Consider the following 23266-nt stretch of genomic DNA (forward strand, 5'->3'; position numbering starts at 1 on the left):
CATGATGTACAGAATGTACAGAACAATCTGGCAGGTACTGGCGTCAGAAGAGCTCCGGGCCGCCTGCACTTTCCGGAATGGCCGGTTATGAAAAACCGGAAATTCAGTCTCTGTTGTAAGATGTACCCTCTGATACTACGTTTTCGTTTTCTCTGTGTATTTAACTCACTGTATTTATTGTCTTTTTAAGCCTGACTGGTATTCTCCGGTCATAGTGTGCCGGATATATATCCCGTAATCTTCTCATTTTTATATAAAAATACCTGCACTCTCTTCAGCGCATCTGTCTCCTTTAAGTAAAAAATGTTTTCACGTATTGCTGTAAATTCATTTTAAATCAGTGTATTACCTTGATATTGCTGTCTCCTGGTTTGATGCGTAATCGTTCTGCCTTTCTGGATGATTCTGGTGCTTCCGGGTGCATTCTCCTCTGCACATGCAACAGTTCGTCATCGCCACGTTCCCAAAAAGCATATAAAAACGAATCGAATTTGATATTTTTTTCAATCGTTTTTCATAGGAATTTCGTAGGGTGTTCTCCGCTATAACCTCCATATTTGCTGTCTTTTTCTTCATAAATCGTATGCAATGTAGCCTGTCTGTCAAGACCTCTTCTCTGCTGTTGAGGAGACGATCTCATTTTTGGTCTTTTCCGGGAGAGAGGCTGTCAGATGAGCGAGCCGGATTTACTGTCAGAGGTACACCCCGTAGCAGACCTGTGCTCCCATTTCCGCGATCCGGAACCAACAACGCCCTACGGTTAATACTATTTGAAGCGTCAGGTACTGCAGGAAGTTCCCCCCTGCGCGGACATCGGTTCCTGCCGACATCTCACAATACGGTCAGACTGTCATGCAGTAACACCCGCAATGCGGTCTGCGGTTTTAAGTGCACCGATAATGCGTCATAGTAAGTCTGGGGGAGTTACGGAATGCCTGTTAAGTCGTGCCGTGGGTGGAGACAGCTTACTTTTCCACAGCAACTGCAGTCATTCAGGATGATCAGGAGATATTCTGTCAATGTCACGATCCTGCCATTTTCGTACCCGCTAAGATACTTCCGTTACTGGTGCTGTCCGCTTTTCACCATTTCATCCTCACTGACAGGCGTTGCGTTTTGGGTCATCACCACAGCTTTACGTTTCTCTTTTAACCGGTAACGCTCTCCTTTGATATTCAGCGTGGTTGAGTGATGCAGCAGTCAATCCAGGAGCTCTGTTGTCCGGCAACCACCATATCAACTTCTTCCCGGGTGTGGCGGAGAGGTGGTATCCTGGCTGAGTTTCGAAGCGAACCGTTCTTTTTGACGGGCGCATTTTACGTCCGGGCTGAATGTAGTAACGCGGCATGGAACGTCGGCCCGTATGGCCCATTGTGTCACGAACGGTGCAATAGTGATCCACACCCAACGCCTGAAATCAGATCCAGGGGGTAATCTGCTCTCCTGATTCAGGAGAGCTTATGGTCACTTTTGAGACAGTTATGGAAATTAAAATCCTGCACAAGCAGGGAATGAGTAGCCGGGCGATTGCCAGAGAACTGGGGATCTCCCGCAATACGGTTAAACGTTATTTGCAGGCAAAATCTGAGCCGCCAAAATATACGCCGCGACCTGCTGTTGCTTCACTCCTGGATGAATACCGGGATTATATTCGTCAACGCATCGCCGATGCTCATCCTTACAAAATCCCGGCAACGGTAATCGCTCGCGAGATCAGAGACCAGGGATATCGTGGCGGAATGACCATTCTCAGGGGATTCATTCGTTCTCTCTCGGTTCCTCAGGAGCAGGAGCCTGCCGTTCGGTTCGAAACTGAACCCGGACGACAGATGCAGGTTGACTGGGGCACTATGCGTAATGGCCGCTCACCGCTTCACGTGTTCGTTGCTGTTCTCGGATACAGCCGAATGTTGTACATCGAATTCACTGACAATATGCGTTATGACACGCTGGAAACCTGCCATCGTAATGCGTTCCGCTTCTTTGGTGGTGTGCCGCGCGAAGTGTTGTATGACAATATGAAAACTGTGGTTCTGCAACGTGACGCATATCAGACCGGTCAGCACCGGTTCCATCCTTCGCTGTGGCAGTTCGGCAAGGAGATGGGCTTCTCTCCCCGACTGTGTCGCCCCTTCAGGGCACAGACTAAAGGTAAGGTGGAACGGATGGTGCAGTACACCCGTAACAGTTTTTACATCCCACTAATGACTCGCCTGCGCCCGATGGGGATCACTGTCGATGTTGAAACAGCCAACCGCCACGGTCTGCGCTGGCTGCACGATGTCGCTAACCAACGAAAGCATGAAACAATCCAGGCCCGTCCCTGCGATCGCTGGCTCGAAGAGCAGCAGTCCATGCTGGCACTGCCTCCGGAGAAAAAAGAGTATGACGTGCATCCTAGTGAAAATCTGGTGAACTTCGACAAACACCCCCTGCATCATCCACTCTCCATCTACGACTCATTCTGCAGAGGAGTGGCGTGATGATGGAACTGCAACATCAACGACTGATGGCGCTCGCCGGGCAGTTGCAACTGGAAAGCCTTATAAGCGCAGCGCCTGCGCTGTCACAACAGGCAGTAGACCAGGAATGGAGTTATATGGACTTCCTGGAGCATCTGCTTCATGAAGAAAAACTGGCACGTCATCAACGTAAACAGGCGATGTATACCCGAATGGCAGCCTTCCCGGCGGTGAAAACGTTCGAAGAGTATGACTTCACATTCGCCACCGGAGCACCGCAGAAGCAACTCCAGTCGTTACGCTCACTCAGCTTCATAGAACGTAATGAAAATATCGTATTACTGGGGCCATCAGGTGTGGGGAAAACCCATCTGGCAATAGCGATGGGCTATGAAGCCGTCCGTGCAGGTATCAAAGTTCGCTTCACAACAGCAGCAGATCTGTTACTTCAGTTATCTACGGAACAACGTCAGGGCCGTTATAAAACGACGCTTCAGCGTGGAGTAATGGCCCCCCGCCTGCTCATCATTGATGAAATAGGCTATCTGCCGTTCAGTCAGGAAGAAGCAAAACTGTTCTTCCAGGTCATTGCTAAACGTTACGAAAAGAGCGCAATGATCCTGACATCCAATCTGCCGTTCGGGCAGTGGGATCAAACGTTCGCCGGTGATGCAGCACTGACCTCAGCGATGCTGGACCGTATCTTACACCACTCACATGTCGTTCAAATCAAAGGAGAAAGCTATCGACTCAGACAGAAACGAAAAGCCGGGGTTATAGCAGAAGCTAATCCTGAGTAAAACGGTGGATCAATATTGGGCCGTTGGTGGAGATATAAGTGGATCACTTTTCATCCGTCGTTGACACATTGCCTTAATCTCCGCAAAGATAACCTCGTCATTCCGGACATTCTCTGCCAGGCATATGTCGATGTAATCCATAAACGATTTCAGCTTAACCCTTTTGTGGCCGGTCTTTCTGGCTGGCGGTTCAGGGGATGTTTTCTGGTTATCGTGTACCACAAAACTGGGATATTGCCCCGATAGTCACATTTCAGATTGATCGCGGTCTGAAGATGTGGCACTGAGGTAACGTGCTGGTGTCACTGGTATTGCTGAAGTTATGGTTTTTCGGGGTCAGGTGAGCCTGTTGTGTGTATGCTTTTTGTTCAGATCAGAGGGGGGCTGTGCGGACAGCGGCTTTTGTCTCCGGGCATTCACGCCTGAACGATGAATGCGATTTTCAGCAATATTTGTCTTTGTGACACTCTCTGGTTGAGAAGCTAATGCGCGCCCCTGTTTCCACAGAGAATGAGGCTTGCCATCAGCCGAAACATCAGTATTCCACGCCATACAGACGGCGCCTGACCATGTGCTGATGCAGGTAAAATGTTTCAACTACAACTGTTCGGGTTGCTATGCAACGAAACAGCGATTCTCACGATCTTTAACTGCAACGTTTTTCCGCCTGAAAGCTGACTGCCTCCTGCTGAGGTGGGAGGCTATGATTCAGTGCGTTTATAGTCTCCGGGGTATGCATGTACCGGAGCATACCATTTCTGGTGGATAACAAGCCGGCACATTCAGCCTGCAGTGAAGATGGAGGCACCTGGTTGTGAAGAACGTTTCTGCCCGTGGCTGCTTCGCATCATCAATGGTATTCATACCCGCTCAGAAATGACCGGGTGCTGAAGCCCTCCGTTATCGCGCAGTATAATGACGTATATGATCTGTGGACGAGTGAGCGGCGTGCCTGATGTACGCCGCTATTACTGTATTTTACCACAGGGCTGGTTTTCTGCTGCCAGCCCTGTGGTTATCAGACATCAACTGTGAGCGGCATCAACCGATGTACGGTATGCCATAAGCACGTACTGATCCATCAGATTTGTCAGTGGTTCACTCTGACCCTGACGTGCAATGATCCATTGCTCCAGATCTTTTTCTGATTTGTGTTTCAGGTTTTTCGTCCAGTCGTCAAGGCTGTTTCCGGTCATTAAGTCAAGCCAGCAGAGCCAGACCAGTTTGAGACGTAACTCCGTGCCGCCAAACTGACGGAAGAGGCTGATCAGTTTGTTTGCCAGAGAATGTTGCTTCAGGCGCTCACATTCAGACAGCAGGATCCCTTCCAGCATCGGATGATGAATCAGCAGGTGTTCGCTGGTGCATAAATTCACCACCAGATCATCATCCAGGGACGGGGAGCTCCGTTTGTCCGGACCATAAATCAGCCGGTGCAGACTCTGGGGAACGATGGCAATCTCCGGTTTTTCGCCATTGAATGACACCCACCCGGGCGTCAGATTATGGAAATAGTAGATATTCGGATGACACACGCCCCATGATACGGCGTGCCGGGTGAAGCCGGTCAGCCATTTCTGGTAGTTTTCATGGAGCAGCTCGTAACGGGTCTGATACTGTTGTTTCATTTTCATATTCCTCACGGGGGATAACAGGCAGCAGAGCGCCGCCGGCAGGCCGGAGATTGCGTCTGCTTTGGGCGAAGGGTTAGTGGTTAAAAATTACGGACGGGACTGTGCAATACGCGCCTGCAGCCAGGCTTCCACTTCACTTTTCAGCCAGCGGGAGCTGCGCCCCATTTTGATGGGGGCAGGAAAGCCCCCAACTTTGATGAGTTTGTAAAACCACTTATCGGTTAAGCCGGTCAGTTGAGTGATAAACGCCATGTCGACCATCTGGTCATCCATCAGCGAAACTGGGGTAGCCATGAGAATGTTCCTCCGGATGTTGTTAAACCAGCCGGTGTGGTCATGAAAACAGCGCGCCACCTTCACCGGCATAACAACCGGGGAGAAACGTAAAAAATAATCGGGAATCTGGCTGTCCGGAGATAAACGGGGGGATTGCGATGGCAGAGCCGTAGCGGAATCCCGGGGGGTGCCCCTATTAAGTTGTCAAGCATGTTATGACGCCTGCGGGGTATAAAAAGTCCCGTCGCGCATCATGGCGAACAGAACGTCGCAGCGTCGTCTCGCCAGGGCGATAAGCGCCTGATTGTGTCGTTTTCCCTGACTCATTTTGCGGGTGTAGTAAGCCCTGGAGAGCGGATCCCTGAGCGCGGCGAAGGCCGACAGGAACAACGCCCGTTTGAGAGCTTTATTACCCCGTCGCGAGGGATGCTCACCGCGTATTGACGAGCCGGATCGCCGAGTTACCGGCGCAAGGCCAGCATAAGCAGCGAGATGTGCGACAGAGGCGAAGGCGCGGCAGGCGACCTCGGTGAGGAGTCTGGCTGCGGTCCTGACACCGACTCCGGGCATACTGGTCAGGACCGGGTAAAGAGGGTGAGCAAGAACTCGCTGTTCTACCGCAAGCGCCACCTCGTCTCTTTGCTTACGCAGCGTGATGAGCTGGAGTGCCAGACGTGGCAGTACTACGGCAGCGGCATTCGTGCCGGGAACGACGACGGTTTGTTCGGCCAGTGCCTGAGCTATGTCTGCTGCAAGGCGTTTACCCAGACGAGGCGCAAGTTTGCAGAGCTGGGCTGCCAGCTTCTTCTCACCCAGCGAAGCGAGTTTTTCTGGTGAGGGATATCGCTGGAGAAGATCGAGTACCGCCGGGTGATCAAGTCTCGGACCGAGAACGCGCTCCAGTGCCGGATGTATCTGGGTCAGAAGGCCGCGGATACGGTTGCTGGCCTGCGTTGTCTGTGCGGCAAGATCATCATCGAAGCCGCAGAGCATGGAGAGTTCGGCGATTTGCTCGTCAGCCAGTTTCAGCGTGCGTAGCGCGTGAGGCAGGGTACGGGCAGCTTCGGCAATGATGGCAGCGTCACGAGCATCAGTTTTAGCTTCACCGGCGTGTAAGTCGGCTATGCGGCGCATGGCCAGTCCAGGGAGGTATCCGACAAGGACTCCTTCTGAGCGGGCAACGGCGACAGGTAACGCACCGATGGTAGCTGGCTGATCAACAACCAGCAGTATCTGACCATGTTGTTTCAGGTCAGATATTAGCGACCTGAGTTTGTTTTCGTCGTTGGGTAATGCTTTATCGAACAGGCGTTTACCTGAACGATTAATGGCTACAGCGTGATGCGTATCTTTACCGACATCAACGCCGATAAAGACCTGGACGGATTCGTAATCGCTGGATTCGGTCATTCTGTCTCCCTTGTATATGGGTTAACCAGATAACCACGGGGAGCAGGTACCGGCATCCACGTTACAGACGGTCCCGGCAAAAGTGCCTGACCTGACCCCTATTAGCGGTTACCAGCGCCCCACCAGACCCGGTGACATCACCCCCCGGATCATGGACGACTGGGGGCAGTAATCATGCCGGGTCTGGCTGGCTAACACCCCATTATAAGGGGTACGAATAAAGTAACGGGGGTGCGAAAAGATGCTTCCGCACGCACGCGCGATAAAGAGGGGATAGTTTTCGTGAGGACAGGGAGAGAAGCAGGCGTTCTGATAATTGCAGAGTTGTTTTCGGAGGTGGTTACAGTGAGTCAGCCCGTTCCTGGCGAGCAGGAGACTGATATCACCGATGGGATAAGGTTGTCTGATTGGTATTATAAATATAAGAAGTCATCAGAGAGTAACGTAAAGGATTTGCCAGAATAACCTAAGAGAGTAAATCTCTCCGGTAACAGAGCGCTGTGAAGCATTCTGTATCAGAGTGCAAATACATGAACGCTGATGCGTAAAATCAGCAGTGACACGCCAGCTCCCCCTATGCCCATTCCTGTATAAGACATGAACTGAGCGTATTAATGCTCCTGCCCTGAGACTGAGCCGGTGAGTGAGGGGCTGAGAAATCCCTCTTGACACTGCTCTAACCAGAAATACTTCCCCGGTTGTTGCGGTGCGTCCGGATCCCCGATAACGGAACACTAAGGCTGTATTGCGGGACACCAGGTAAGTGGCAGCCCGTAATACGTCAGGAGACGCGGGAAAAGTGAATTCCCACACGCGTTATAAACTTACCCTTGCGGAGCTGGAAGCCTTTAACTCTGCCGTTGACAACCGGCTGGCAGAACTGACCGCAAATTTTACGAGTGCGTGCTGGCTTCAGTCTTGTCACCTGAGCGTTCGGTAACGGAGGCGCGGGCGGTAATAGACTGATTTTCAGGTATTACCGGCTTACGGCGTGTGGTTGATATTGAGGGGCTGTGAGTTTCGCGTATTTGTCAGAAACCCAGACGAGTTTTCCTGTATGGGACGAAATAAGGCAGCGGCAATACCTGGAAAAATTTAATATGGTATGAAGGAGAACCTGTCGGTTACGCTTAATATACCCGGTACACTGTCAGCTCAGGGGATACATGAACCGTTATCTCACCAGCTACACAGTATATACACACTGACGCTGACAGTAGTCAGCAGGACCACAATAATCAGTGCCAGCAGTATGGTAACGATACGGTCTGTATTCCGGTAATAGCCGAAGGGGTCGACAGAACCACAATACGGGCAACACACTGTATTATGAGTAATCGCGTTTCCACAGTCCCTGCACTTCTTTTTGCGTATCACCATCACTCCCTCCTCACAGCCTTACCCGTAACCGGTTTTTTACATTAAAAAAACAACGCTGAAAATTCAACCGTCAGTCCGGAGACGACCGTTCGGGTTATCACAGAGTGCCTGAGACAGTGCCCTGCCGGAGGTCACTTCAGGGACTCTGCGCATTTTTTACGACGTGGCTATTCCGTATGAACCATACGGAGATTTAACCATGACCTACAAATACAACCCCTTCTGGCAGCAACGTATTCGTGAGACAGTGCGGCACGCACTGAATGTTCATCCCCGCCTGACGGCATTGCGGGTTGACCTGCGTTTCCCGGATGTACCGGCAGCAACGGACGCAGCTGTGATATCCCGCTTCATCAATGCCCTGAAAGCCCGAATCGACGCTTACCAGAAACGTAAGCATCGGGAAGGTAAACGCGTGCATCCCACCACTCTGCATTACGTCTGGGCCCGGGAGTTTGGGGAGTGCAAAGGTAAAAAACACTATCATCTGATGCTGCTGGTCAACCGGGATACCTGGTGTCGTGCCGGTGATTACCGCGCTCCGGGATCACTGGCCGGAATGATTGAACAGGCCTGGTGCAGTGCCCTGGGGGTGGATGCCGGATGCCATGCCACGCTGGTGCATTTTCCGGCCTGGCCGGCGGTGTGGCTGGCGCGTAATGATGACACCGGCTTTCAGCAAGTGCTGGAACGTGCTGACTATCTGGCGAAGGAGCATACCAAAGCTCACTGCACCGGTGAGCGCAACTTTGGCTGCAGTCGTGGCTGAGCCAGACAGACGAGTTATCTGACTTCAGTGTGATGACGTGTTCATGGCCACCACACTGATTTTCCCTTATGAGACTGAACTGAAACCGCCATTCACACCTGACCACGCTGCCCGTACCGGGACGGCTGTTGCCTGCGTGTCGTCTGACGGTAAGGAACATATACTATGTACGCAAAATCCTTTCTCGCTCTTGATAGCAACGGACGTCTGACGGGCGCCCGTACTGTACAGGCCGCACCTTATGCTCACTACACCTGCCACTTGTGTGGCAGTGCACTCAGATACCATCCGCAATACGACACTGAACTTCCCTGGTTTGAACACACTGACGACAGGCTGACAGAGCACGGTCAACAGTGCCCTTATGTCAGGCCGGAGCGCAGAGAAATACAGTTGATTAAACGTCTGCAGCAATTCGTACCGGATGCCTTACCCGTGGTGCGTAAAGCCAGCTGGCACTGCAGACAATGTCACCACGATTATTATGGGGAGCGGTACTGCACACACTGCCAGACCGGAGGATTCAGTATTCCCCGGACAACTCAGGAGGAAATATGCGAATTCTGAACTGTTATATGGCGAATGACAGCAAAGGCCATTTTGTTACGGCGAAAGAAGCAGCGAAGCACAACCGCCAGGACGTTTTGTGCTGTGTGTCCTGTGGATGCCCGTTAACACTTCAGCGGGGCAATGACGGACAACCACCGTGGTTTGAACATGACCAGATGACTGTCGCTGAGAAAATCCTGCTGCGATGCACCTGGCTTGACCCGGCAGAGAAAGAGGCCCGTCGTTTGCATCTGCAGGGTATGACGGTTCCGGATTATACGGTGAAGGTGAGAAAGTGGTTTTGTGTGATGTGTGACGAAGATTATGAAGGAGAAAAGTGCTGCCCGCGTTGTGGTACCGGGGTATACAGCAGGGAGGGGGGGCTGCAGGAAGGCAACTGGAAGGATAGGAACTGAGCGGTTCAGTCGCGGAAATCAGTTGTAGAGCTGTAATGATATCTCCGGGAGTGCTGCGTTGGTAGGGGCATCCCGGGATAGAGAAATTTTAGCACTTTGCCCTGAATGATTGTAGACGTCCCGGGTACTCGTACCGGTCTGAGTTATTACAGTTAGATATTCACTTTTTCTCCCGCATACTTCACATCTGTCAACGACGGATGAAAAGTGGTTCTTCCGCAACCTGGGTGGAAGAAAATGGATGAAACTTTCTGGCGAACAAGGATCTAAGCTGTTTTAAGTTATGGGCAACGCAATGCACTCTCTTAAGACACTTCTACAGTTACCTTGCGGATGGCGATGCAGTCGACAAATTATTAGCTCTGACGGTATAACCCTCCATCTCCACGGAAAACGCAAAACAGCACAATGTCCTGAATGCTTTAAGCGTAGCGACTCTGTTCATAGTTGTCGTCGGCGCCGGATACAGCATCTACCCTGCTCAGGGCAGACGCTATGGCTTGTATTTTCCGTCCGCCACTGGTACTGCCGTAACCCGGCTTGTTAACGTAAAATTTTTGCCGAGTCGCTTGCTCCCTTCGCCGGTTCACACCAGCAGTCTTCACAGGCGTTACAAAATTTACAACGTCAACTGGGATTAATAGCTGGAGGTGAGGCTGGAAAACGGGCTGCAACGGCAGCGGGTCTCCGTTGCAGTGCTGATACTCTTCTTCGCAGGGTTATCAATACCCCGGAGACGAAACAGTCAGGCGCGCCTCATGTCGGTATTGATGAGTGGGCGTGGCATCGGGGCCACTGCTGCGGTATGTTAATAGTCAATCTTGATACTCACCGTCCCCTCGTCCTGCTTCCCGGCCGTGATCAGCGTACGCTGGCGACCTGGTTCAGAAAATATCCGGAAATACAGGTTGTCTCGCGTGATCGCAGTGGAGTCTATGCGACAGCAGCACGTGAAGGTGCACCTCAGGCCAGACAGGTGGCCGATCGATGGCACCTGCTAAAAAGTATTGGTGATGAGCCTGAACGAATGATGTACAGACATATGCCTCTGATACGTCTTGTTGTCAGAGAGTTATCACTGAATAAATCACCTGAGCCAGAAATATCTGTGCCTGTAGCATCGCTCCGTCGTCCGGAACGCCTTAAACAGCAAACCCGCAAAAAACGGCATCAGCATTGGACAGAGGTTATGGCCCTGCATAACAAGGGATGTAGTTTCAGGGAAATATCCCGTATTACAGGCCTGTCGCGAGTGACAGTCAGTCGCTGGGTGCGTTCAGGAACATTCCCTGAAATGTCAACCCGGCCTCCAAAGCGAGGGCTTCTGGACCCATGGAGGGAGTGGTTAAAAGAGCAACGAGAAAGTGGTAATTATAATGCCAGCCGGATATGGCGGGAAATGGTGGCCCAGGGGGGGACAGGCAGTGAAACCATCGTCAGGGATACTGTTGCCAAATGGCGTAAAGGCTGGAACCCACCGGTTACTACTGCCGCAAGACTTCCTTCAGTGTCCCGGGTAAGCCGCTGGTTGATGCCCTGGAGAATAATCAGGGGCGAAGAAAATTATGCATCCCGATTTATTAGTCTGATGTGTGAAAAAGAACCGGAGTTGAAAATAGCACAGCAACTGGTACTCGAGTTCTACCGTATTCTGAAAACCTAAAATAAATCACAGCTAAGCAGCTGGTTCACTCGAGTTCACGAAAGCGGCTCAGCAGAACTTCGGTGCGTAGCTGCGGGGATGGAAGCTGATGCTGCGGCTATATGTGAGGCAATCAGCAGTCGCTGGAGTAATGGTGTTGTCGAAGGTCATGTAAATCGCCTGAAGGTGCTGATACGCCAGATGTATGGTCGAGCCGGATTTGAACTACTTAGGCGGAGGGTAATGAGTCCACTGGCATGAAAATCTTCACCTAGGTTGCGGAAGAGCCACTTTTGCACTGTTCGTGACAGTATGGCCTTTATGTACTCACTTTGTTACCGGTAGCTGAATCATCACTACCGTGCTGCAAATGGTGGTGAACAGCATCAATTGTGGAATGAATGTTGCCGAAGCGACCAATGCGCCTCGTTTCCACCATCAGTGGTTGCCGGACTAGCTGCGTGTTGAAAAGGGTTTAGTCCGGATACGCTCAAGCTGCTGGAAGCAAAAGGTCAGAAAGTGGCGCTGAATGAGGCGATGGGCAGCACGCAAAGCATTATGGTTGGGTCGGATGGTGAGTTGTACGGCGCATCCGACTCGCGCTTGGTGGATGATTTAACGGCGGGGTATTAATTGACATCCCCCGGCGCAGTGTGCCGGGGGATAATGGTTTTATGCGGTCAATAATCGTCCGGGATTATCGATACAGAGTTTTTTGAGGATCGTTTTATCGACGCCGCGCTCCGCCAGATAGGCCAGAAAAACATCTGGAACAAATCCCCAGCCATTACCGCCATTTTTAGCCCACATTTGTTTAAGGAAGACATCGTGGCTGAGAACAAGCTGATCGGCGTATCCCAACTCAATGAGATGAGCGACGGCATCGGCAGTCTCCTGCACCCCTGGCGCTATTCCCTCTTTCGGGAAGGTAATGTCTAGGCCAATCATGTCGAATTCCAGCCAGACACCCTTATCAAGCATTTTCCGCTGATACGCCACGTCTTTTCCTGACGGATCCGAGTGTGCGAGAGAGACTTTATTTGGCGAGACGCCCATTTCACCTAACACAATGTCGAGTACTTCATCACCGCGACGAAGCCAGCCCGGCATGTGAATATTCATCGCCACATGAGGATTGTTAATCTGTGCCAGCGAGGCAGCCCGCAAGCTGTTATGCTCGGCTTCGGTAAATGTCGGTGAGACACCTATTTCACCGATCATTCCGGCACGAATATCCGTATCGCCAATCCCTTGATTCAATTCTTTATCGATCGTTGCCGCCAGTTCATCAACCGTTTTATGAATTCTCTGGCTTTCAAATTTTTCCAGGTAGGGACCGGAGGAAGCAACAATATTCAGACCTGTTTTTAATGCGACTTCTCGTAATGCCTGCGCATCTCGTCCGATAGACTCAGACCCTGTGGCATCAACAATGGTGCGACCACCGAGCGAGATAAAGTTATTAATTTCGAAGATCACATCTTCAATAGGTTTGCGGTCCATATTATCAGCGCAGCAATAAGGATCGTGTTTTAATGCCCACTGGATTTCTGCCGTGACTTTTTTATCAACAAGCCGTTGTGAAAAAGGATAGCAAGGAGCATCCACAACAGAGGAAAGATCGTTGAACAGATGTTCATGAGGAAGTGTTAGCCCCATATCTTCACGGGCGACGGGGCCCGTCACAGTTTGTAGATAATCTTTCATGATTATACCTCCATTTTCTTCATTGTTTTCGAGGTTCTGTATTCCGGAATAGTGGTAACAATTGCACCGACCAGTGCAAACAGTGTTCCGATGATCGTGACCAGATAAACGGTATTGCCCAGCGATGGAATTAATACGTCAATCAATACTGATCCCAGTAACTGGCCCGCCGTTGAAGCAACCCCCAGCATCAGTAACCCCAGACCTCTGACCAAAATGGCCATTAAACCGATAGACATTAGTCCAAGCGGGCCGCCAAGATACATCCACCAGACATCTGGTAATTGAACAGTGACGTGCCCTAATGCGACACGAATAGCTAGCGCTGTGCCTAAAACACAAAATCCAACGATGAAATTCCAGGTGATTGAAACCAGCATGGATCCCGTAGCTTCAGCTACTTTTGCATTTCCAGCGGGCTGCCATCCTGCAAGCAAACCAGCTAAGAACGGAAGAATGGCAAGTAAGATGAAAGAGGTAGAATGCCACTGCGGTGACACAACAAAAATCGTAGCAATAACCGCAAATAATGCACCGATGATGCGATAAGGGGTAAAGTATTTTTTCTCGTCGACACCGATACCAAAGCGATCGCAAAGTAAACCAGACAGCAATAGCGCGGAGATCAGTGCGGTTTGAAACGTTGCGACCCCGAGTGCGCTGGCTGATGCGCCTTCAGAAAATACCACCATCGCTCCACAGAGACCGGCAAACCAGTTCCAGAGAGGAACTTTTCGGTTTTTAATCAGAGAAGGAATTGCCGCAAATTGTTGCCGGGTTTCTTTTCGCGCCATAATAATAAAAAACATCACGACTAAACCACTGGCAAAGGAGATAACTGCGCATGCATTACCATCCTGTAACCAGTGACCTAATTGACCATTCACCGCTGATTGCATAGGGGAGAGCATACCCGCAAGAATCGTGGCAAGCATCCATAAGGGAGTTGAGTACTTATTCTTTTTCATACATCAATCCTTCTATTATAGTAAATGGGGTAACTGGAGTTACCCCATTATTATTATCTTGCAATATGAGTCAGTATATTTACCCACAACGCGGTATAGAACGGCCAGGACATAAACTGCTGTGTACCCCAGTGCGGTGAACAGTCACTCATAAAGCAGGCTATTTTCCCGTTGTGATAGTTACCAAAGACCAGTAATGGATCGTTGTTTATTGTTAATACCACCTCAGCATTTTCTTTAGCGATCGCCCGGTTATAACCTAGGAAAAAAGGATATTCAGAGAACCCTTTAATAACTGGATGTTCAGGTTGTGATGGCTGTGCAATAACACCCTCTGGTTTTTCGACACGATCGTCACCATCTAACATCGTAACCGGGAGCACATCAGCCAGAACTGTATTTTTATAATTGGCTTTTGCTTCAATTCCCATGAATGAGAGATAGCCGCCAATCATCAATAACCCACCACCGTTATTCACATATTCTTTAATCAGTTCGAGAGCGTTTGGTTTTATGCGAAGTTGATAAAAAGTATCATTTTGTAGCAGGAAAGTATTACTACCAATATCACTAATAACGATGGCATCATATTGTTCTAACTGTGCCACATCTTCAGGGAAGGCAATTTGTACCGTATGTGCTGGCATATAGGTGACATCTACCTGACTATTTTTCAGACATTGGAGTAACCAGGTCGCACCTTCTTCATATTTACTTGAGGTAAAACTGTCATATCCTTTTGAATGAATCATATGAATATGCCAGGATTCCCCAATAAAGAGCACTTTTAGTGATTTTTTGGTGTTATTCATTCTCTGTCCCTTCTTAATGCGTAAAAATAGTTTGCTGATAATGTATACTCTGAATTCGATGTATCACAGATTCATGTTCAGGCATGTCGGAAGCATTGCTTGTCTCCACCGCTAGGGATGCAAAGGCGCTGGCATAACACAGTGCTGATTCCAGTGATTTTCCTTTCGCAAGTCCTGATGCCAGAGCGCCGTTAAAAGCATCCCCGGCTCCTGCCGTATTTTTAACGACCGCTGGAAACGCTGGCGAATGAATGAATTTTTTGCCATCAAATGCGAGCGAGCCCTTGCTACCGAGCGTGATAACCGTGTTTTTTACCCCTTTATTGTGGATAGCTTCTGCAGCTCGTTTAGCTGATTCAAGATCGTGTACGTCTATGCCGGACAGTAAACCAGCTTCTGTTTCATTGGGGGTGATATAATCAACATCCTGAATAAGTTCGTTGACGATATCATTATAGGGTGCCGGGTTAATAATGACCGGGATACTGTTTTTTTGCGCCAATGTGATCGCTTGTTGCAGAGCGGTATAATTTGTTTCGAGCTGCAGAAGTATGACATCAGAATTAATAATCGCTTCTTTCTGAATAGTTATTTCATCGGACGACATTGTCATGTTGGCACCGGGATAGATCGCAATAACATTATCGCCAGTACCTTCATTAACAAGGATCGTGGCAGTTCCGGTTTGCGTTTCTTTCGTTTGATAAATTATACTTTTATAAATCTTAGACGAATTCATAAAGTTGATCGCATAATCACTAAAGTGATCTGTACCTACTTTTGTTATGAAATAAACATCAGTATCGGCAAAGCTTGCTGCCAGCGCTTGGTTACAGCCTTTTCCCCCCGGTGAAAATATAAAATTACTTGCCAGAAGCGATTCTCCGATAGTGGGAAGCCTCGGCAAATAACTGATGATATCAACATTAAACGAACCAATAACGCATACTTGACTTTTCATAGTTGAGTGGCCTTTTTTTATTCCCTGGGCTGTATCATAATTTTCAAGCGCATAAGCGATTTCATTTTTCGCAATAGTATCAAGCGAGTCTAGGACGATAAAAGCACCGCCATGACATCGAGTCAGATAGCCAAGCCTGGCAAGTTCATTAAGATCTGATCGAATAGTTTCTTTCGTTACATTGAGGCTATTGGACAGATCGGATACTTTTACAGAACCGAATTTACTGAGTCGTTTCAATATTTCATGATGGCGTTCAAATTTCATGCTTCACCTCATTTCAGTTACGTTAATATCTATCGATGTATATTGATGTGATAATCACCATAAAGTGGCGGGGAAAAGCAAAAAAAAGCAAAAATAGCCTGAGAAAAGGTAAGCGTTAATGGAGAATCATATTGATGCTTATTTATTGGTGAGAACTACGTTCCATGGCAGGAGTTCATCAATACGGTTGGAAGGTTATTCCGGCAGTACGCTCAGGATATGGCGCAGATACGCTTCCGGATCAATGTCGTTCAGAAGGCAAGTGCCGATAAGCCCATACAACAGTGCACTGCGCTCGCCGCCGAAGAACATAAAGTTTTTATTTCCGAGACAGATGGCACAAAGGGCTTTTTCCGCGGCATTATGTCTGCCTCCGCCTGACCGTCAACACTGTAATAACAGAGTGCGCCCCACTGATTCAGTACACAGCTGAACCATTCACCCAGTCTGGATTTTTGGATAGCGTGGCATTTTTCTCCACCATGCATGCAGTGAGTCCAGTAACAGTTTGCTCTTCTTCTGTCTGACCACAAGATGTGCTGGACTGGTAAACGATGGGGATACCTGCTTACGCGAGAGCAATAAGTGGCTGGCCACAATTCTCGGTACAAAACTCTGCTGAATAGCAGCGATTTTCCCAGCGTGGTGCGTCGTTTGCATTTTACTGGTTCTAAGTTAACAATTATCTGTTCACTAATGACTACTCTAAAAACTTGTATCAGGACTATCACTTATTTAAGTGATATTGGTTGTCTGGAGATTCAGGGGGCCTGTCTAGAGAGATATAAAGATACCTTCACCCCGGTGATGATAAAATAAAAGTATCTCAGCTATTAAACTGATGTACGATTCGGGCAATAACTTATTCGTATAGAGCACCTTTTCTCTGGTGCTCTATACGAATAAGTTATTGCCCGAAATTAATTATATTGTTTATTATCAAACCGAGTTATAGCTTTTCTCTGAAAACTACCGAATAAAATATACTGATAGACTGCTGCCTAGAATTTCCAGATCAGGTGGGCTGCAAGTTGCAGACCGTTATAATCATCGGTTGGGGTGTTGAACCACACTTTACCTGCCGTCAACCCGAGATTAAGTTGCTCAGTCAGCGGTTGAATTCGTTGCAAACTGATGCTCTTCATGCTGCCGTAGCGTGTTTCTGGCGTCCAGTCGTAGGTGTAAGCACCTGTTCCGCGGCTTAGCCATAGTTGCGTATAACCAGCACCGCGCGGGTCCTTCAGACGCACGGAAATCATATTGCTATAACTACTACCTGCATCGCTGGAGTCATAATGGGTATAGCGGTAACTGGTGATCACCGGGCCAGTATAGAGTGATACGCCGCCTTGCCAGGCATTGACTTCGACATCATCGTAATATTTAGTGTAGCGATAACCGGTCGTGAAAAGCGTTTTTGGCAACAGGGCTAGGTTAATATCCTGTCGAAAATCCTGGCGGGCAAAGACCGGCGTATTATCCGCAAAGGCAATACCCGTTCGGGTTGTCAGCCAGTTATTCCATTTGTACCAGACTGCACCCTGGCCGCGAGTGGCATTGAAATGTTCAGTTTCATAATCACGACGCCCCTGGGAAAGATTAAAAAGCAGCGTTGCGTTTTCAACTTTTGCTACCAGTTCAGCATACGCTAAATTACGGTTGCCATGTTCGCCAGAATAATCGGTAAAATCGTAGCCCGCGGTAATGGAAGTTAACCCGGCATAAGCGGGCAATGCACTAAAAAAAAACGGCACTAATAACGTATGCTTTATCATTTTAATCTCCTGTACGGATAAGTTCTTGTCGGAGTGAGTAAGTTCCACTAGGTAAATTACGTTCTACAATCACGCGCGGGCCAAGTTGTGTGTTCGGAGAAATAATTCGCCCAGGCAAAATAATAACTTGTACACCAAGGCGTGAACGCTTCCCGATATAACAACCTAATTTATCGCATCCGGTAGCGATAATTCCCTCTGGAGTTCGAACAGACACGGGTTGTTCATCCAGACGATGATTACTGGTACGTACTTGTGCGCCCAAATATGCCTGGTTTGCAACTACCGAGTCGGCAATAAAGCATTGCGGACCAATCGTTGCTTCCGCTTCAATAACCGCATTTTTAATTTCGGTGGCAAAACCAATTTTTACGCCATTGCTGATTATTGTGCCAGGACGAATAAACGCATAATTACCTATCAGGCAGTTTGCGCCAATCACTACCGGACCCTGAATAACGGCACCGTGGCAAATACGGGTATTCGCGCCGATAACAACCTCACCGGCACTTTCATCAATAATCACCTGGTCTGCAATCTGAATATTTTTCTCTTTAACATTAAGCTTCAGAAAGTTTTTCAGTTCCTGTGACAGAAGGGTGGGAATAAGCGGTTGACGCTTCCACCAGTGCGGAATAGCGGGTGGGTTTGTCGCGCTGAGGTTCGCGTCCAGTAAAAAAGGCAATAAGTCCATAAATAATCCAGATGGCATAAGCTAATAATACATACACAACGGAAAGCGGTGCTAAAGGCACCAACAACCAGCAACGATGAAACCAGGCGCTAAATGCACCAATAACACAAACTACGCCGACCCAGATAAGCGGGAACATTGCCAACACCACACCATGTGGCCCGGTGGTGATGAATTCATTAAACCAGGTAGTGAGATAAATACCAACGCCATAAAGCACAACCAACAGCATAGGAAATATACTGAAGATACCGAAGCGGCTAAATAAAAGTCTTTTATGCAGGCGCATACAGACCGCGTAGCCCACAATCCAACGCCGCCAGCGGCGCCACTCCTCACGCGGACTGTTACATTCCTGTGGGTATACGATGCAGCGATTCGCCTGCCGAATACGGTAGCCGTTTGCCACCAACGTCCAGGTGAGATCAAGGTCTTCGACTTTAGTACGATCAGAGAAACCGAACTTACGCAATACATCAGTACGGAACATCCCGCAGGCACCGCTGATAATAAACGGTGCACCGCCCAGAAACTGCTGTAGCGTGCGCTTCATAACAATCATCGGCAACTTTACGGTGGCGCGGATATGTGGCAGCAGACCTGCCCCTTTTAACGCGGTGGAGGGAATTCCGCCAACGGCATCAGCGCCGCGCTCAATTTCTGCCAGCATATAGCCCATTCCATCATTATCAGGTGGAACGAAAGTATCTGCATCACTTAAAAATACTTGATCACACGTGGCGTATTTTAGTCCATGCATTAGTGCGCCACCTTTACCGGTGTTTTTTTGCGTGACGGCAACAAAGCGGTCGCCCCATTTGCGTTTGACTTCCGCCATGACCGCTTCGGTATTGTCCGTGGATCCGTCGTTAACGCAAATTACCCGGCAAAAATAAGGGTTACGCAGCAGATTATCCAGTGACTGCGCCAGACACGGGCCTTCGTTATAAGCTGGTATAATGGCGTCAATACAGCCTTTCTTTTGACAGGGTTTACGTCTTAGCGTACTTAAAAACCATAGCAACATTGCTATGGTCATGAAGATAAATAACAAAGTTTTCATTTCTATTACTCCGTTACAACACCATCTTATGGACAACAAAACCTTCACACATAGAATGACTAACCTGTTGTCCTCGGAATTTGGCTTGAGCAATTATGTATTCTGGCTGTATGTATCTTCGATGGATCTGGCTTTTATGCTTTTGTAATGCTAATATTTTTTTATTAAAATGGACCTCATCTACAGATTCAAAAACTTGAGGTAAAAATGACAGACATGTACTTGGTGTTTCGTATCCTAGTATTTGAGGAATATAACGACAGGCAACCATTGATGCCTGATAAACAGCAATGTGATCCTGATGCCTGTCAGTATTATTCATGGTGTAAACTCGAGTAATTTCCACATCCTGGGGCGTTTCATTCTCAATTATGTATTCCAGAGATGATATCATCTCTTTTATTTGCAAATATAATCTGGTATCTTCAAAATTTAGAGGGATTAGTTTATTGCATCCTAACATATTTAATGCTTCTTGTGATTCCTTGTGACGATCAATATACTCTGCGCCACAGCAACCAGGTGTCATGACAACAGATATAATATATACTTTTTCATTAGAATAATATGAAAGAGATGCACCACATCCTAATTCTATATCATCAGGATGGGCACCAATTGCTAAAATGCCGGTTCTTTTTCCCGAAGATGTTGTAGAATTCAACATGTAATCTATCCTTTTAGATATGCCATATGAATCCCCATCATAAATTATCACTATCATAAAAATTAATCTTATTAAATATACTTTATATTTACTTTTTCAGAGGCAGAGAAGCATCATTTATGCAACAAGAAGATCTTCATTTCTGTTAAAAAAACAGAGTTTATATGCTATTACGGATTTCAGTCGTAGCAAGTTGAACTGTGATCGCATTAAGACTAATCTTCTGGCTTGTAAAGGCCTTAGTTCCGTCATGACTCTCCCATCAGGCCATAGTTGAGCAAAATCCTGAAAGAATTATCACCTATTGTATCTTCAGATACGGGAGTTTTTGTCCAGTATTGTTGGAATAATCATGTGCCTATATTGTTCTTGTAGTTGGAACGTCTTATAAATAAAACGAAAAGGCAGTAAGTTTGTTGTATTTATTGATATTTTTCATTCAGTCAGTTGGCAATAATCAGTTATGGTTGTATTCAAAAGTACAGCTAGAACGAAATTAAAATAACGGGAGCATCGTACATGACTTGATATTTCAGAGGGCTAAGTATTAATATATTACTACGATCTGTCATCATTGACTATCAATATATTAGTTAGTTAAATATCTCTTTGTGTCATTCTGGCTAGTATATACTCATTATCATGAATGCTGCCATGCATAGCTAGGTCATCACCAATTAATGATATTCTCTGGATAATGATTCAAGAGTTTAAGTTCATTGTATATATAAGTTTGTATTCAAAGGTAATAAATTCCTTGTTTATTATTTCTCATGAAAATAGTTAAGAAGGAGTGAAGAGTCTGTTTTTTTGGTAGGAGAGTCTTTATTTATGTGTTTGCTATTAATGAATTTTTGTTAAGGTAGCCTCATTTGTCATAATTTTGCTAATATATGTATCGTCATATGTCGTGTTTTACTAAAAACTTAACTATCATGAACTCGTGATAGTAACAATATACCCTTAAGGTAGAACTTTTTCTTGATGAGAAGGTTTAAGTTTGTAGTTCAGAATATTACTGCCAAGATAGTTTATACTAGGATATGTATGGGAACCATACAGAAGATAAGAACAGATGTTAATGTATTACATGCGGCCATTCACCGTATTGAGTGGTTGTTTGAGACATTTTCATCTGTTTGTTTGTCTTTTTCTGGAGGAAAAGACTCTACTGTGCTGCTCCATCTTACGGCCGATGTGGCTCGCAGGAAGAAACGTCGTTTCTCTGTATTATTCATTGACTGGGAAGCTCAGTACCAGTGCACAATTGCACACATTCTGAAGATGAGGGAGATGTATCGGGATGTGACGGAGACTTTTTACTGGGTGGCACTCCCCCTGACTACGGTAAACGGTGTCTCTCAGTTTCAGCCGGAATGGATATGCTGGGAACCAGGTGTGGAGTGGGTTCGTCAGCCACCAGATGACGCTATTACAGATATGTCGTATTTCCCATTTTATCGGTATGCCATGACGTTTGAAGAATTTGTTCCGGCATTTTCTTCCTGGTTTGCCGGTAACCGGTGTGGAGTGGCAATACTGACTGGTGTTCGTGCTGATGAATCGCTCAATCGCTTTATGGGACTGGTGTCTCAGCGCAAACTGAGATATGCAGATGATAAACCCTGGACCACAGCGTCACCTGAAGGGTTTTATTACACCTTGTATCCGTTGTATGACTGGAAAGCCCGTGATATATGGATATATAACGCCAGAACCCGAGCTATCTACAATCCCCTGTATGACCTGATGTACCGTGCCGGCGTGCCGTTACGCAACATGCGGGTCTGTGAGCCTTTTGGCCCGGAACAGCGTAAGGGACTGTGGCTTTACCATGTTCTGGAGCCGGAAACTTGGGCCAGGATGTGTGAGCGGGTGTCGGGTGCTGCCAGCGGGGCGCTTTATGCCAATGAGAGCGGTGCCTATTTTGCCCTGCGTAAGCGTATCACGAAGCCGCCTCATCATACCTGGCGTAGCTATGCGATGTTCCTGCTGGATGTGATGCCGGAAAGAACGGCAGAACATTACCGTAATAAAATTGCTGTCTACCTGCGCTGGTATCAGACGCGGGGCTTCCCGGATGACATCCCGGATGAACAGGAGAATGACCTGGGGAGCCGGGATATCCCGTCTTGGCGACGTATCTGTAAGACACTCATAAAGAATGATTTCTGGTGCCGGACCCTCTCCTTCAGTCCGAACAAACCCCGGCACTATGAACGTTATCTGCAGCGTATGAAAGAAAGGAGGAAGGAATGGGGGATTCTGTGACACCTGAGGTGGAAGTATTGAGCAACATGATTCGACAGTACTTCAGTCAGGAACGATCTGAAGAAGAGACCATACGAGCCCTTAATCATCTGCGCAGGGTGTTGCATGAGGTCAGCCCTTTTGCACAGGAGCCTGTGGACTGTGTGTTGTGGGTGAAAGCGGATGAGGTGGTGGCCAACGATTACAATCCCAATGTCATGTCTTCCAGTGAAAAAAAACTGCTTAAACATTCACTGGAGCAGGATGGATTCACGCAGCCTGTGGTGGTTTCGGAAGAGAAGGAGCATTATCTGGTCGTGGATGGTTTTCATCGTCAGTTGCTGGGCAGGAAAGCGGATACGAGAAAACGTCTGAAGGGCTGGCTGCCAGTGACCTGTATTAATCCGGAAAGAAAGGGACAGGCATCACGTATTGCCGCAACCATACGGCATAACCGTGCCAGGGGAAAACACCAGATAACGTCAATGTCTGACATTGTCAGGGACCTTTCGCGTCTGGGCTGGACAGATGAGCGTATTGGCACAGAGTTGGGCATGGACCAGGATGAAGTGCTGAGGCTGAAACAGATTAGCGGGCTGACAGAGCTGTTTCAGGAAGAGAATTTCAGCCCTTCATGGACGGTTCGTTGATATTGTAAAATATGATAGTTGGAGTAAGGGGCAATAGAAGGAGAATATTTATCCCACCTTCTTCCGAGTCGGGATAAATCAAAAGGTATTATCCATTGATTCAGTATCTGGGTG

The 23266-nt window shown here is 47.9% G+C and carries 21 protein-coding genes and 7 pseudogenes; 11 read left to right on the top strand and 17 right to left on the bottom strand.

All coding sequences use genetic code 11. The annotated features are described in order from the left end of the window. Positions 1–1062: 1062 nt before the first annotated feature. Positions 1063–1200 (bottom strand): annotated as a pseudogene (locus tag HBM92_RS25065) (AAA family ATPase); the annotation flags it as partial. 14 nt (positions 1201–1214) lie between these two features. Further along, positions 1215–1372: pseudogene (locus HBM92_RS25805) on the bottom strand (IS21 family transposase); the annotation flags it as partial. An 88-nt stretch (positions 1373–1460) separates the two neighbouring features. On the opposite strand from HBM92_RS25805, the gene istA reads away from it, so the two are divergent. Continuing rightward, positions 1461–2483, top strand: coding sequence for an IS21-like element IS100 family transposase (gene istA, locus HBM92_RS09155; RefSeq protein WP_001297914.1), 1023 nt, complete (start codon positions 1461–1463; stop codon positions 2481–2483). Beyond that, positions 2480–3262: an IS21-like element IS100kyp family helper ATPase IstB gene (istB, locus tag HBM92_RS09160; protein ID WP_011076463.1), complete on the top strand. Its 783-nt coding sequence runs from the start codon at positions 2480–2482 to the stop codon at positions 3260–3262. The genes istA and istB overlap by 4 nt, the downstream gene beginning before the upstream one ends. Positions 3263–3328: 66 nt before the next feature. Here the strand turns inward: istB and HBM92_RS09165 are convergent. From HBM92_RS09165 to HBM92_RS09185, 5 genes and pseudogenes are all read right to left on the bottom strand, one after another. Then, positions 3329–3457: pseudogene (locus HBM92_RS09165) on the bottom strand (IS21 family transposase); the annotation flags it as partial. Positions 3458–3598: 141 nt separating this feature from the next. After that, entirely contained in the window at positions 3599–3814 is a 216-nt protein-coding gene (locus tag HBM92_RS09170) for a hypothetical protein (RefSeq protein WP_001327829.1), read from the bottom strand. 473 nt (positions 3815–4287) lie between these two features. Beyond that, positions 4288–4890, bottom strand: a complete 603-nt coding sequence (locus HBM92_RS09175; protein WP_000813428.1) for a hypothetical protein — start codon at positions 4888–4890, stop codon at positions 4288–4290. Positions 4891–4983: 93 nt separating this feature from the next. Then, positions 4984–5190: a helix-turn-helix transcriptional regulator gene (locus tag HBM92_RS09180; RefSeq protein ID WP_000235219.1), complete on the bottom strand. Its 207-nt coding sequence runs from the start codon at positions 5188–5190 to the stop codon at positions 4984–4986. Between the two features lie 195 nt (positions 5191–5385). Further along, complete coding sequence (locus HBM92_RS09185; protein ID WP_001296203.1) at positions 5386–6582, bottom strand: IS110-like element ISEc20 family transposase; 1197 nt, start codon at positions 6580–6582, stop codon at positions 5386–5388. Positions 6583–6813: 231 nt separating this feature from the next. Between HBM92_RS09185 and HBM92_RS25670 the strand changes: the two genes are divergently transcribed. Then, complete coding sequence (locus HBM92_RS25670) at positions 6814–7047, top strand: hypothetical protein (protein ID WP_001224230.1); 234 nt, start codon at positions 6814–6816, stop codon at positions 7045–7047. A 331-nt stretch (positions 7048–7378) separates the two neighbouring features. After that, positions 7379–7522 (top strand): annotated as a pseudogene (locus HBM92_RS09190) (Hha/YmoA family nucleoid-associated regulatory protein); the annotation flags it as partial. A 239-nt stretch (positions 7523–7761) separates the two neighbouring features. On the opposite strand, the gene HBM92_RS25285 reads toward HBM92_RS09190, so the two are convergent. Continuing rightward, positions 7762–7962, bottom strand: coding sequence for a hypothetical protein (locus tag HBM92_RS25285; RefSeq protein WP_001297900.1), 201 nt, complete (start codon positions 7960–7962; stop codon positions 7762–7764). A gap of 199 nt (positions 7963–8161) precedes the next feature. Between HBM92_RS25285 and HBM92_RS09195 the strand changes: the two genes are divergently transcribed. The 5 genes and pseudogenes from HBM92_RS09195 to HBM92_RS09215 form a co-directional block, all read left to right on the top strand. Continuing rightward, the gene (locus HBM92_RS09195; RefSeq protein WP_000221519.1) at positions 8162–8731 is read left to right on the top strand and encodes an inovirus Gp2 family protein; all 570 of its coding nucleotides are present in this window, start codon (positions 8162–8164) and stop codon (positions 8729–8731) included. A 165-nt stretch (positions 8732–8896) separates the two neighbouring features. Continuing rightward, positions 8897–9298 (top strand): putative zinc ribbon protein, encoded by a 402-nt coding sequence (locus tag HBM92_RS09200; RefSeq protein WP_000271042.1) that lies wholly within the window; start codon positions 8897–8899, stop codon positions 9296–9298. Continuing rightward, positions 9286–9696: a zinc-ribbon domain-containing protein gene (locus HBM92_RS09205; RefSeq protein ID WP_001221617.1), complete on the top strand. Its 411-nt coding sequence runs from the start codon at positions 9286–9288 to the stop codon at positions 9694–9696. Before HBM92_RS09200 ends, HBM92_RS09205 begins: the two co-directional genes overlap by 13 nt. 283 nt (positions 9697–9979) lie before the next feature. Then, positions 9980–11599: pseudogene (locus HBM92_RS09210) on the top strand (ISL3 family transposase). Between the two features lie 88 nt (positions 11600–11687). Continuing rightward, positions 11688–11971: pseudogene (locus tag HBM92_RS09215) on the top strand (gamma-glutamyltransferase); the annotation flags it as partial. A gap of 39 nt (positions 11972–12010) precedes the next feature. Here the strand turns inward: HBM92_RS09215 and HBM92_RS09220 are convergent. From HBM92_RS09220 to HBM92_RS09260, 9 genes and pseudogenes are all read right to left on the bottom strand, one after another. Further along, positions 12011–13045 (bottom strand): phosphotriesterase-related protein, encoded by a 1035-nt coding sequence (locus HBM92_RS09220; protein ID WP_000656349.1) that lies wholly within the window; start codon positions 13043–13045, stop codon positions 12011–12013. A 2-nt stretch (positions 13046–13047) separates the two neighbouring features. Then, positions 13048–14013: a DMT family transporter gene (locus tag HBM92_RS09225; protein WP_000739817.1), complete on the bottom strand. Its 966-nt coding sequence runs from the start codon at positions 14011–14013 to the stop codon at positions 13048–13050. Positions 14014–14066: 53 nt separating this feature from the next. Continuing rightward, a complete protein-coding gene (locus HBM92_RS09230) occupies positions 14067–14825 on the bottom strand; it encodes a glutamine amidotransferase (RefSeq protein WP_001066372.1) in 759 nt (252 codons plus the stop codon). A gap of 13 nt (positions 14826–14838) precedes the next feature. Beyond that, positions 14839–16053 carry a PfkB family carbohydrate kinase gene (locus tag HBM92_RS09235; RefSeq protein WP_000667429.1) on the bottom strand — a complete coding sequence of 405 codons (1215 nt, stop codon included), beginning with the start codon at positions 16051–16053 and terminating at the stop codon, positions 14839–14841. A gap of 195 nt (positions 16054–16248) precedes the next feature. Then, positions 16249–16587, bottom strand: a pseudogene (locus HBM92_RS09240) (transposase); the annotation flags it as partial. A 467-nt stretch (positions 16588–17054) separates the two neighbouring features. Next, a complete protein-coding gene (locus tag HBM92_RS09245; RefSeq protein ID WP_000589885.1) occupies positions 17055–17828 on the bottom strand; it encodes a YaiO family outer membrane beta-barrel protein in 774 nt (257 codons plus the stop codon). Between the two features lies 1 nt (position 17829). After that, positions 17830–18411, bottom strand: a complete 582-nt coding sequence (locus tag HBM92_RS09250) for an acetyltransferase (RefSeq protein ID WP_064732912.1) — start codon at positions 18409–18411, stop codon at positions 17830–17832. Beyond that, complete coding sequence (locus HBM92_RS09255) at positions 18389–19585, bottom strand: glycosyltransferase (protein ID WP_001533435.1); 1197 nt, start codon at positions 19583–19585, stop codon at positions 18389–18391. The genes HBM92_RS09250 and HBM92_RS09255 overlap by 23 nt, the downstream gene beginning before the upstream one ends. 13 nt (positions 19586–19598) lie before the next feature. After that, positions 19599–20261, bottom strand: a complete 663-nt coding sequence (locus HBM92_RS09260; protein ID WP_024174324.1) for a PIG-L deacetylase family protein — start codon at positions 20259–20261, stop codon at positions 19599–19601. A 1038-nt stretch (positions 20262–21299) separates the two neighbouring features. Here HBM92_RS09260 and HBM92_RS09265 point away from each other — a divergent pair. Then, the gene (locus HBM92_RS09265) at positions 21300–22523 is read left to right on the top strand and encodes a phosphoadenosine phosphosulfate reductase (protein WP_001362826.1); all 1224 of its coding nucleotides are present in this window, start codon (positions 21300–21302) and stop codon (positions 22521–22523) included. Continuing rightward, a complete protein-coding gene (locus HBM92_RS09270; RefSeq protein ID WP_000502870.1) occupies positions 22508–23152 on the top strand; it encodes an IbrB-like domain-containing protein in 645 nt (214 codons plus the stop codon). Before HBM92_RS09265 ends, HBM92_RS09270 begins: the two co-directional genes overlap by 16 nt. Positions 23153–23266 lie beyond the last annotated feature (114 nt).

Source organism: Escherichia sp. E.sYA108 (genome assembly GCF_011754335.1).
GTDB classification, from domain to species: Bacteria; Pseudomonadota; Gammaproteobacteria; order Enterobacterales; family Enterobacteriaceae; genus Escherichia; species Escherichia coli.